The 11,310-nt window shown below is 57.2% G+C and carries 10 protein-coding genes; 1 reads left to right on the top strand and 9 read right to left on the bottom strand.

What is annotated here, in order from left to right:
* Positions 1-323 precede the first annotated feature (323 nt).
* The 8 genes from IJL83_08205 to IJL83_08170 all read right to left on the bottom strand — a co-directional run bounded on the left by IJL83_08205 (position 324) and on the right by IJL83_08170 (position 10,528).
* The gene (locus IJL83_08205; GenBank protein ID MBQ6553575.1) at positions 324-617 is read right to left on the bottom strand and encodes a hypothetical protein; all 294 of its coding nucleotides are present in this window, start codon (positions 615-617) and stop codon (positions 324-326) included.
* A complete protein-coding gene (locus IJL83_08200; GenBank protein ID MBQ6553574.1) occupies positions 614-1,570 on the bottom strand; it encodes an ATP-binding cassette domain-containing protein in 957 nt (318 codons plus the stop codon). The genes IJL83_08205 and IJL83_08200 overlap by 4 nt, the downstream gene beginning before the upstream one ends.
* A 106-nt stretch (positions 1,571-1,676) precedes the next feature.
* Positions 1,677-2,840 (bottom strand): ABC transporter ATP-binding protein, encoded by a 1,164-nt coding sequence (locus tag IJL83_08195; protein ID MBQ6553573.1) that lies wholly within the window; start codon positions 2,838-2,840, stop codon positions 1,677-1,679.
* A 13-nt stretch (positions 2,841-2,853) separates the two neighbouring features.
* A complete protein-coding gene (locus IJL83_08190; protein MBQ6553572.1) occupies positions 2,854-4,422 on the bottom strand; it encodes an ABC transporter permease in 1,569 nt (522 codons plus the stop codon).
* A 17-nt stretch (positions 4,423-4,439) separates the two neighbouring features.
* Positions 4,440-5,426, bottom strand: coding sequence for an ABC transporter permease (locus IJL83_08185; protein ID MBQ6553571.1), 987 nt, complete (start codon positions 5,424-5,426; stop codon positions 4,440-4,442).
* Positions 5,427-5,651: 225 nt separating this feature from the next.
* Positions 5,652-7,913 (bottom strand): ABC transporter substrate-binding protein, encoded by a 2,262-nt coding sequence (locus IJL83_08180; GenBank protein MBQ6553570.1) that lies wholly within the window; start codon positions 7,911-7,913, stop codon positions 5,652-5,654.
* A gap of 257 nt (positions 7,914-8,170) precedes the next feature.
* Entirely contained in the window at positions 8,171-8,806 is a 636-nt protein-coding gene (locus tag IJL83_08175; GenBank protein ID MBQ6553569.1) for a hypothetical protein, read from the bottom strand.
* Positions 8,807-8,824: 18 nt separating this feature from the next.
* Positions 8,825-10,528, bottom strand: a complete 1,704-nt coding sequence (locus IJL83_08170; GenBank protein ID MBQ6553568.1) for a M3 family oligoendopeptidase — start codon at positions 10,526-10,528, stop codon at positions 8,825-8,827.
* Between the two features lie 180 nt (positions 10,529-10,708).
* On the opposite strand from IJL83_08170, the gene IJL83_08165 reads away from it, so the two are divergent.
* The gene (locus IJL83_08165; GenBank protein MBQ6553567.1) at positions 10,709-10,909 is read left to right on the top strand and encodes a ferredoxin thioredoxin reductase catalytic beta chain; all 201 of its coding nucleotides are present in this window, start codon (positions 10,709-10,711) and stop codon (positions 10,907-10,909) included.
* An 82-nt stretch (positions 10,910-10,991) separates the two neighbouring features.
* Here the strand turns inward: IJL83_08165 and IJL83_08160 are convergent.
* Positions 10,992-11,310: GGGtGRT protein (locus IJL83_08160; GenBank protein MBQ6553566.1), on the bottom strand; the 319-nt coding region annotated here is incomplete at its 5' end.

The raw sequence follows: 11,310 nt of genomic DNA, 5'->3' as shown, positions 1-11,310 counted from the left end.
TTGACGGCTCCCCTGTGCAAAGGGCGCGCAAATCAGGGATAAGTCGGGTTTTGAACGGCTGTTTCCCGCCCATGCTTCACAAAAAACAGCGGCCATACCTCAAGTATGACCGCTGTTTTGTTGTTTCGCCTGAACGATAAACATCTCGTTCAAAACTGCTCCGCATCTTAAAAAGAGAGATTTTTGTGTCGGACAAGGCGAAAGCGCGATGGAATACTGTATGTATTCCGAGCGCTTTCAACGCCGACCGGCGCGAAAAGATCCTTTTTAAGACCGGCGTATCCCTGATTTGCACGCCCTAAACGGGCGGTTGCTCTTTTATGCTATTTAAGCAGCGTTATCAGCAGTATCACGAGGCCAAGGCCGGCGAGGAACGCGAGGCCTATCAGCAGTCCGGCGCTTAACGCGCCCCAGATGAACGCCTTGCGGTCGTCCTTAGGCATCGAAGCGGCGGGGTTTTCCCAAACCGGCTTCTTCGGCGCGGCTTCTTCGCCTTCGGCGTCCGCGCGCTCCTGCTTCGGCGGAGTGCGGACGGTCAGCAGATTCGGACGCTCGACGCCGCTCATATCGGCGATGCGTCTGCCGTCGTCATCGGCGTATTCTCTGCGCTTGCTCATTGATCGTAAAGGTGGCAGACAACGTAATGACCGGGCTCGATCTCACGCTGCTGCGGGACCTCCTCCTTGCAGCGCTGCGTGCAGTGCTCGCAGCGGGTGTGGAACTTGCAGCCGGAAGGCGGATTCGCGGGGGAGGGGATGGAGCCCTCCAGCACGATGCGCTTCATCTTGACCGTCGGATCCGGCACCGGTATCGCGGAGAACAGCGCCTTCGTGTACGGATGCAGCGGGTTGCGGAAGATGTCTTCCGTGGAGCCGTATTCGACCAGGTTGCCGAGGTACATAACGCCGACGGTGTCGGAGATGTGCTCGACGACGGAGAGGTCGTGAGAAATGAAAAGGTAGGTCAGCTTATACTTATCCTGGAGCTCGGAGAGCAGGTTGATTATCTGCGCCTGAATGGAAACGTCAAGCGCGGAGACCGGCTCGTCGCAGACGACGAACTCGGGGTTCAGCGCGAGAGCGCGGGCGATGCAGATACGCTGGCGCTGTCCGCCGGAGAACTCGTGCGGGTAGCGGTCCTTGTGGAAGGGCTGCAGGCCGCAGTTATCCATGACCTGATCGATATAGTCGTCGAACTCTTCTCTGCTGACGAGGTTGTGTTCGCGGACGGCTTCACCGATTATCTCGCCGACGGGGAGTCGGGGAGAGAGGGAGGAGAAGGGGTCCTGGAAGATGATCTGCATCTTCGTGCGCAGCGGGCGCATCTCCTTCGGCGAGAGGTCGTATACCTCCTGGCCGTTGAAAAGCACCTGACCGGCGGTCTTTTCGCCGGAAAGACGCAGGATAACGCGTCCGGTGGTGGTCTTGCCGCAGCCGGATTCGCCGACGAGGCCCATCGTGGTTCCGCGCTTCAGATTGAAGGTGACGCCGTCGACCGCCTTGACGTAGCCGACCGTCTTGGAGAACATTCCGCCCTTGATGGGGAAGTGCTTTTTCAGGCCGTTGACCATCAGAATATACTGCGGGTCGTACTGAACGGGAACGAGCTGTTCCTCGGGGGTAACGATTTCGGGCGAGGGCTGCTCGGTGACCTGTTCGGCTTCCTGTTCGAGCTTCTTATCTTTCGCCATTATCTTCGCCCTCCTTTTTGTCATAGTAGCGATAGCAGCTGACCTTGTGGGTGTCGGAGAGACTGATCTCGCAGGGGTATTCGCCGCCGCAGGCGTCGACCTGCATTTCGCAGCGGTCCTTGAAGTAGCAGTAGTTCGGCATGTTGACCGGGTTCGGTACCTTGCCGGGTATGGAGTAGAGCTTCTCGACCTTCTTGCCGACGACCGGCTTGGAGGCCATAAGTCCTATCGTATAGGGGTGAGAGGGGTGCAGGAAGATGTCCTCCGCGGTACCCTTCTCGACGATCTTGCCGGCGTACATAACGACGACGTAGTCCGCCATTTCGGCGATGACGCCGAGGTCGTGCGTGATGAGCATTATCGAGGAGTTGATCTTATCCTTCAGCTGACGGAGCAGGTCGAGGATCTGCGCCTGAATCGTAACGTCGAGCGCGGTAGTCGGCTCGTCGGCGATAATGAGCTTCGGATTGCAGGCGAGCGCCATGGCGATCATGACGCGCTGACGCATACCGCCGGAAAGCTCGTGCGGATACATCTTGTAGACGCCCTCGCTGTTGGCGATACCGACCATCTCGAGCAGGCCTATCGTACGCGCCTTGACGTCCTCTTCCTTCATATCCTTGCCTTCGTGCAGCTCGATGACCTCGTTGACCTGGTCGCCGATGCGGAATACGGGGTTCAAGCTCGTCATGGGCTCCTGGAATATCATTGAGATATAGTTGCCGCGGAGCTTCTGCATCGTCTCGATGGGCGTCTTAGTGATGTCGTAGGCCTTTTCGCCGAGGTTGAGGCGAATCTCGCCTTCGACGATCTGTCCCTGCGGACGCTGGAGCAGCTGCATGATCGAAAGACTCGTGACCGACTTGCCGCAGCCGGATTCGCCCACGACGCCGACGGTCTTGCCGGCGGGAACTTCGAAGGTGATGCCGTCGACGGCCTTGACGGTGCCGACGTCTGTGAAGAAGTGGGTGTGAAGGTTCTCGATCTCGAGCGAGTTGGCGGGATCGTGCATCTGAGTGAGGTATTCCTCCTCCGGCACGTTCTTGCGCTTATAGCGCTTTTCCAGCGCGTTTGTTATCTTGCGGTTCGCGCGGGATATAGCGCGGGATTCCTTTGCGGAAAGATATCCGTCGTTTCTTTTCTTAGCCATTTCAACAACCTCCTCAGCGCTTCATCTTCGGGTCGAACGCGTCGCGCAGACCGTCGCCGACGATGTTGAACGCCAGAACCGTTACCAGCAGGAGCACGCCCGCGGGGATCCAGATGAACCAGTAGTTCGTCAGAACGAAGGTGTTGTTGACGTCGTTGATTATATTGCCCCAGGAGGCGAACGGGAACCTGACGCCCAATCCGAGGAAGGAGAGGGTGGCCTCCGTGATTATCGTGCTGCCGAGGCCCATCGTGCAGGAGACGATGAGCTGCGGGATGACGTTCGGGATAAGGTGCTTGTAGATCCTGCGCGAAACTCTGACGCCGCAGGCCTCGGTAGCGGTCATGAACTCCTGCTCGCGCAGCGAGAGGATCTGTCCGCGGACCATACGCGCGAGACCGGGCCAGCCGAGGAAGCCGAGGATAAGCATCAGATAGATCATTCTCAGCTTCGGATCGACGCTCATGGCGTCCATCGCGGCGCCGAGGATGATGATTATGGGCATCGAAGGTATGCAGTAGAAGATATCGACGATACGCATTATAAGGTTATCCACCCAGCCGCCGAAGTATCCGGAAATACCGCCCATGATAACGCCGAGCACGGTGGCGATGAACTCGACTATGAAGCCGATCATCAGCGAAACGCGTCCGCCGTACATCAGTCGTGTGAGCATATCCATACCGTATCTGTCGGTGCCGAGCCAGTGTTTGCTGCTCGGTGAAGAGTAGGTATCGTAAACGCGGGACTCGGTGCCCTGCTTGATGGTGTACTTCTTGGAAGCGGCGTTGAAGGAGATCTTGTAGTCGTAGTCGGTGCCGTCGGCGTCTTTGAAGCGGAACTCATCTTCGCCCTTTTCGAGCGCTTCGTAGAGGTCTTCCTTGAACTCGCGGGTGAGGAAGACGTCCGGCATCAGCGCCTGCACGAAGTAGCGGCTGATATAGCCGAGCTCCTCGCCGTTTCCGGTGACGGTGCCGTCGCCGAGATCGATAGCGTATTCGGCGTTTTCGTAGGCGAAAGCGGCGGTATCGTTGGTATACGCCTTCAGCGCTTCAAATACGAGCCCGAAGGGGAGCTTTTCGGAGGTGTTGGCGTTGAAAATGTCCTTGTATCCGATACCGATAAGCGTGCCGTCGGTAAGCGAGACGGAATAGAGGTCTTCGCCTTCCTTCGTGACGTTGTAGGTTATTCCGTCGTATTCGCAAGTGGGCTGATTCTGATTGACCGCGAGGATCATCTTGGCCTGTACGACGGAGGGGAAAGTCTGACCGTCGGCGGTCAGATAGCGGAAGTCCGTGTTCTGTATCGCGCTGGCGTATTCCTTTTCGAGAATGTCGACGCGGTAGAAGGGCTGGTCTTCGGCGTAGGGGGAGATGAGTCCGCCTATGAATGAGAAGGCAAACATCGCGATGAGGATGATGAGTCCGACCATCGCCATACGGTTGCGGAAAAAGCGCTTTGCGACGAGCGCGCCGGGAGAGAGGACCTTTACGCGGCGATCGTCGTTAAGCGAATACTGCTGCTCGTTCTGGTTTTCGGAAGCGGAGTTCAGCTTGTTTTTCTTTGATTCTTTTTTGCTCATTTATTCCGCCCCCTTTCTCACGATATACGTACGCGCGGATCGACCACGGCGTACAGAATGTCTGCGATGAGGTTGCCCACGAGGGTCAGCACCGCGAGGAAGGTCAGATAGAACATCGAGAAGGGGATATCGCCGCCTACCATCGCGTGATAGGAGGTGTATCCGATGCCGGGGATGGAATAAAGCGTTTCGGTGATCAGCGCGCCGGAGAAAAGGCCGGGCAGCGAGCCGCCGATGATCGTTACCAGCGGTATCAGCGTGTTGCGGAACGCGTGCTTGTAAATGACCTTATGCTCGCTGACGCCCTTAGCGCGGGCGGTGCGGATATAGTCTGCGTTCAGGACTTCGAGCATATTCGTGCGGGTATAGCGCATCAGTCCGCCTATGCTGATAACGACGAGCGTAATGATAGGTAAGACGAGGTGGTGCGCTTTATCCAGAAATTGCCCGAATGCCGACAGCTGCTGATGGTCGCGCCCGACGAGTCCGAACAACTCGAACCAGCCGAGTTTGACGGAGAATAACAGCTTCAACAGGGACGCAAAGAAGAACGTCGGTAGTGAAATACCTGCCAACGCTATTACCGATACTGTGTAGTCGGTCTTCGAGTACTGCTTGGTAGCGGCGATTATTCCGAGAGGTATCGCGATAAGTATCTCGAGTATAAACGCTATGCCGCCCATAATGAACGAGAGCCACACGGTGCGGTTGAATACCTGCAGGACGGGCTCGGTGTAATACCAGCTGTCGCCGAAGTTTCCGGTGAGCGCCTTACCGAGCCAGCTGAAGAAGCCGGCGATTATGCCCTTGTCCATACCGTAGGTGGCGGAAAGCTGCTGCATCCACTCGTCAAAGCTCTTTGAGCCCGGCTGCATGGATTTCTGCCTTGCTATCGACTCTATATAAGAGGTCGGCAGGCAGCGCATAAGAGCGTAGATAATGAGCGCGACAAAGAATAAGATCACCACCGATAACAGCAGTCTCTTAATGATGAATTTTCGCACAGATCATTCCTCCGATCGGGATTTGAATAACGCAACGCGCTCCCGTGCCGAAACGTAACGGAACGGGGGCGTGTCACTGTTTTTCGGACAGAAACTCCGCTTTACAAGGAACGCGAAATGCCTGTCCGAAAAGCAGTCGGCCTGCCCCGCGGTCTTTTGACCGCGGGGCAGGCGAGATACCGCGAATTAAGCAGCATCAGTGCTTTGGTGAGAAAACCTTACCTATTATTTCAGGACGGTGTTCTCGATCTCGCTCATCCAGCCGTAGAAGGTGGTGATGTCGGGAGTGACGGTGTCGAGATCGACGCGCTCAGCGCTGAAGATGATGGCGTTCTGGCGCTGATAGACGGGGATCTCAACGGCCCAGTCGATAACGATGTCGAGAGCGGACTTGTAGATGCCCTTTCTGTAGGCCTGGTCGGTGGAGGTTCTGCCGTCAAGGATGAGCTTGTTCAGCTGAGGATCATTGATGGCGTACATATAGTTGGAACCGCCGGCCTTCTTGCCAGTCGCCTCGTCGCCGGAGAAGTAGATCTGATACATATCCGGATCGACGGTGGCGCCCCAGGCGGCGCACCAGATAGCGACTTCCTGCGCCTCAAGAGCGGTCCAGAGGTCGGAGGAATTGGTGAGGTCCTTGATGATGAGGTTGATGCCGATAGCAGCAAACGCGTCGCGAGCCTCTTTAAGGATCATGAAGGAAGGATGGTCGCCCGAGCCGTCAGCCGGGATCCAGGCGGTGTACTCGAGGGAGGCGCCTTCCGGAGCAGCGGTGACCTTGCCGTCAGCGACGGTGTAGCCGGCGGCCTCGAGGAAGCCGAGGGCGGCGGTCTGAGCGGCGGCGTACTTCTGTTCCGCGGTCATGTCGGAGGTGTAGATGTCCTTGCCGTCCTTGTCAACGGAGAACGCGACCTTGTAACCGTCGTCGGTGGACTGAGGAGCAGCCCAGGACGTGTTGGAGATCGGGTAGTTGATGACGGAAGCTCTGTCTCCGTAGTAGGAGTCGATAGCGACGTCGCGATAGACGGAGAAGATGGTGCCGAACGCCTTGCGGAGGTTCTTGGAAGCATCGGAAGCGGGATCGCCGCCGACGTTCATGACCTTCGCGCACATGCCGATGTAGCCGTAGCCGAGGTTGTCAACGGTGTTGGTCTCGATCTTGTCGCCGCAGAGCTCGCCGTTGCTGTTGGCCTTCTCGATGGCGGTGATGGTGTCGGTGGAGAAGGAAGGATCGGTGATGTCGATGGTGCCGGTGGTGACGCCGTTGAGCTTATCGTCGTCGGTCAGGCACTGCTTGAAGTTGATGAGCTTGGTCTTCGGAACGCCGCGATAGAAATTCTCGTTGGCTTCGAAGTAGACAACGCCGTCTTCATACTTGATGAACTTGTAGGCGCCGGCGCCCATGGGCTCGGAGATCTTCGATCTGGCAACGGAGAGGTCGCCCTTGTCGAAGCCGAACTTGTTGTTGTCATAGTCATACTTGGCCTTGTCGCCATAGTAGTGGAGAGGAGTGATCGCCATGGTGAACTGATAAATGGCGGTGGCGTCGATCTCGGTCAGGGTAACGGTCATGCTGTAGTCGCCGGTCTTCTTGATGCCTTCGATGCTGTCGGCGGAATCACCGGTCTTGACAGCGGTCTGGGAGAAAGCGTCGTAGCCGGGGAACAGATCCTCGACGCCGGAGCCGGCGTTCTCGGTGCCGATCATGTTGGCAACGTCAGCGCCGTATTTGGCGGACAGAGCAGCGACGAAGGATTCGATGGTGTTTTCAGCGGCCTCGAAGCCCCACGCGCCGGCGGCGCCCTTGATGTCGCCTTCCTCGCTGAGACCGTTAGCTACGCAGTAGTCAACGATTTCCTGAGCCAGCGCGAGGGTAGCGGCGTCGTACTTGGTCCAGAACTCGGTCTGCTGAGCTTCGGTCCAGAGGGTGTAGTCGGTGTTGTCCTTGCCCGCGTTGAAGATCAGGTTGTTGAGAGTATCCCAACCGGCGCGGTAGGTGTCCATGCCCTTGATCGGCAGCGCGAAGAAGGTGATGGAGCCGTCATAGGACGGGTCGGCGTAGGTGTACATCGTGAAGATGACGTCGTCGATGGTCAGCTTTTCGCCGTCGGAGAACTTGAGGTCCTCGCGGAGCTTGAAGTTGTAGTCGACGGTGCCGTCGGCCTTCTGATCGATGGTCAGGTCCGCGGGGCCGTAGTAAGTGTAGTCCTTACCGTTGTAGGCGACCGTGGTGCCGTCGATGCCCTTCTCGATGACGGCGCCGGTACGATCGGAAGTCAGCAGGCCGAGCTGAGTCATGGCCTGGACGTCCTGGTCATAGGCCGTCTCGGAGAAGAACGGGCTGAACTTGCCGGAGAAAGGAGAATAACCGACTACGAGCGGAGTGTCGTCCTTCGCTTCGTTGCCGCCTTCGCCGCATCCGACGAACAGGCCCATGCACATAACCGCAGCAAGCAGCAGTGCAAGGATTTTCTTTGTGCTTTTCATTGTTTTTCCTCCTAAATAATTTTATCTACGGGAACGATCCCGAAAATAACAGTTGGAGATGAGCAGATCCGCCCGCGCCGTCTTGCGTCGCAAGACGATTGAAAGGGACGCGTCCCTTTCAAATGAGCTTTTCCGGCAGTATTCCCGCCGTTTTGGATGGGTACACTACCGATACTCACACAATATTTTTGATATTATAACACATTTATAACAAAAATGGAAGAGAAAATTTAGTTTTTTTGCAAAAAACGTCGTTTTTACACCTTTTCCGCTGTCTTTTTCCATGCAACTCCGGGCGCGTAACGCGCCAGAAACGCGCAGCAGACTATGACTACCGCCTTCAGACACAGATAAGCGACACAGCGGAACGTCTGGTCGATGACCTCTCCGGACTGCAGCGTTACGCCGGTGCCGTGAACGAGCATAAAGACGGCGCCTCCTATGATCCCGACGCCCGCGAATCCGACCGCGAGCCAGCACCTCGCGGGCAGCGCCCCGAAGGTCTGTTTGCGCACGTACTCGCGCAGGATGCTTCCGTTCGCGGTTATCCTGCCGACCGCCCAGACGACCGTGCCGACGAAGACGAACTCAAAGCCGAACGGACCTATCGTGTACCACGTGTCCCTCATGAACGGCGTGGTGAACAAGCCGCTGCCGACGCATGCGGCGAGGGCGGGCAGCATAAGAAGCCACAGCCGCAGCAGCACGGAACCGCGCGTGTTTATTTCCTCGTCGTATTCGTAGCACTGGCCGGTGTAGACGTACTTGCCGTCCGCGGTGCGGTGGATATCGTCGAGATAAGCGCGTCTGCCTTTTTTCTTTTTTGCCTGCTCTGCGGGATGCTCCGGGGGTTCGGGAAACAGGCCGGTGTTTTCGTTTTCTTCTTCGTACATAGCAGTTGTCAGCGGGGCTTATTCGATCCCCGTCAGGTCGTAATCTTCAAGCCAGGCGTTGGCGTCCGCGCAGACTCCGCGCAGGCAGCTTTCGTCGAAGGGGGTGGCGAGGCCGGCGTTCTTCAGCAGCTCGGTGAAGGTGCGGCTGCCGCCCTGTACGGTGTAAGCCATATAGTGCTTCCACGCGTTCTTCAGGTCCTTCTGTATCATCGCCCAGAACTCAAGGGCGACGGTCTGCGCGAGGCAGTAGTCGATGTAATAGAAGGGAGAGGAATAGATGTGGTGCTGACGCTGCCAGCCCTCGCCCTCGGAGTAGAAGGGGATATCGCCGTCAAGGCGCATCCACGGCATATAGACGCCGAGCAGCTCCTTCCAGACCGCGTGGCGTTCGGCGGGAGTCATATCCGGCTTCTCGTAAACGACGTGCTGGAAGTGGTCGACCATCGTACCGTAGGGGATGAAGCAGATCGCGCCGGCGAGGTGGGAGTAGTAGAACTTGCGTGTTTCTTCACCGAAGAAGCCCTCCGCCCACGGCCACGCGAAGAACTCCATCGACATGGAGTGCACCTCGCAGCTCTCCATCGAAGGCCAGATCGTCTCCATCGGAACGCGCTTGCGGCTCGTCCAGTCCGCGAAGGCGTGGCCGGCCTCGTGCGTAACTGTCTCGACGTCGCCGCTCGTGCCGTTGAAGTTGGCGAAGATGAAGGGTACTTCGTAATCGTAGAAGGTCGTGCAGTAGCCGCCTCCGCGCTTGCCTTCCTTGGAAAGCACGTCGAGCAGATCGTTATCGAGCATGGTGCGGAAGAACTCGCTCGTTTCGGGAGAAAGCTCGTCATAGAATTCTCTGCCGTGCTCGAGTATCTGTTCGGGCGTGCCGAACGGCTTGGGGTTGCCGGAACGGAACTGCAGCGCGGCGTCGGAGAAGCTCAGGGGGTATTCCTTGCCCAGACGCTTTGCCTGCTCGCGGTAGATGCCGTCCGCGACGGGAACGAGGTATTTCACGACGGCGGCGCGGAACTTCTCCACATCCTCCTTCGTGTAGCAGTTTCTGCCCATGCGGTAATAGCCGAGCTCGGTGTAGCCGCCGTAGCCCAGCTTTTTGCCCATCGTGTCGCGCAGGTGGGTGAGCTTGTCGTAAAGCTCGTCAAGCTGCCGCTGGTTGTCCTTGTACCATTGGCCTTCGGCCTTCCACGCGGCGAGGCGCGTTTCGTCGTCGGCGTCGGTCTTGAATTTGCCGAGCTGCGCGATCGTGTAGACTCCGCCCTTGAAGGGTATCTGCGCGGAAGCGAGCAGCTTTTCGTATTCCTGAACGAGATCGCCCTCCTGCTGAAGCTCGGGGATTATCTCGGGCGAGAAGGTCTTGAGCTGGATCTCGGCGTTGACGAAGACGATGCTGCCGTACTTTTCCTCAAACTCCTTGCGGAAAGGGGACTGCAGCAGCGCGAGCGTCCATTGCTGCGAGTATTCCTGAAGCTCCGGGAATGCGGCGTTGAAAAACTTGACCTCCGCGTCGTAGAACTCGTCGCGTGTGTCTATCGTGTGGCGCACCTCGGCGATCGAAGAGGCGGTAGCGATATGCTTCTGCTCCGAGTCGTATTCGAGGAAGAGCTTTTCCGCCGTCGCGAAATCGGGAGCGGAGCGGAACGCCTCGGTCATTTCGGCTATCTGCTTTTTCGCCGCCTCGATGTCCGGGCGCTTATAGGGCATTTCTGAAAACTTCATACGTATACCGCCTTCTATCATAATATTTATGATATTATATCACTATCGTCAGAAACTTGCAAGAGGAAAATATACAACCAATGTATAAATCAGATAAAAAGGATGCGGGGACAAAAACACTTGCCAAACTACGCCATAATATGTTATAATAATTATAACGTAATCAAAGGAGGCGCCGGAATGAAGATAACGCTCAATCCCGACAAGGAGATAGTCGCGGTCATAAAAGAAGGCCTGGAGCGTACGGGCGGCTACTGCCCCTGCCGCCTTGAACGCAAAGAGGAGTATAAATGTATGTGCGAGGAGTTCCGCGCGCAGATAAAGGACCCCGATTTCGAGGGCTACTGCCATTGTATGCTCTATTACAAGTTGAAAGACTGACAAACACGACAACCTCGGATAACAGCAACAAAAAACCGACCGGTCAAGCGACCGGTCGGTTTTGCGTTATTATTCGCCTTTTTTACTTGAGACTGTTCTGGACCGCGACGGCGACGGCGACGGTGGCGCCGACCATCGGGTTGTTGCCCATTCCGAGGAAGCCCATCATCTCGACGTGTGCCGGAACGGAGGAGGAACCGGCGAACTGCGCGTCGGAATGCATACGTCCCATGGTGTCGGTCATGCCGTAGGAGGCGGGGCCGGCGGCCATGTTGTCCGGATGCAGCGTGCGGCCGGTGCCGCCGCCGGAGGCGACGGAGAAGTACTTCTTGCCCTGTTCGACGCATTCCTTCTTATCGGTGCCTGCGACGGGGTGCTGGAAGCGGGTGGGGTTGGTGGAG

Source organism: Clostridia bacterium (genome assembly GCA_017438525.1).
Taxonomy (GTDB): Bacteria; Bacillota; Clostridia; order Oscillospirales; family RGIG8002; genus RGIG8002.
The sequence above is the reverse complement of the archived record's forward strand: the minus strand, read 5'-3'. Positions and strand labels throughout refer to the sequence as shown.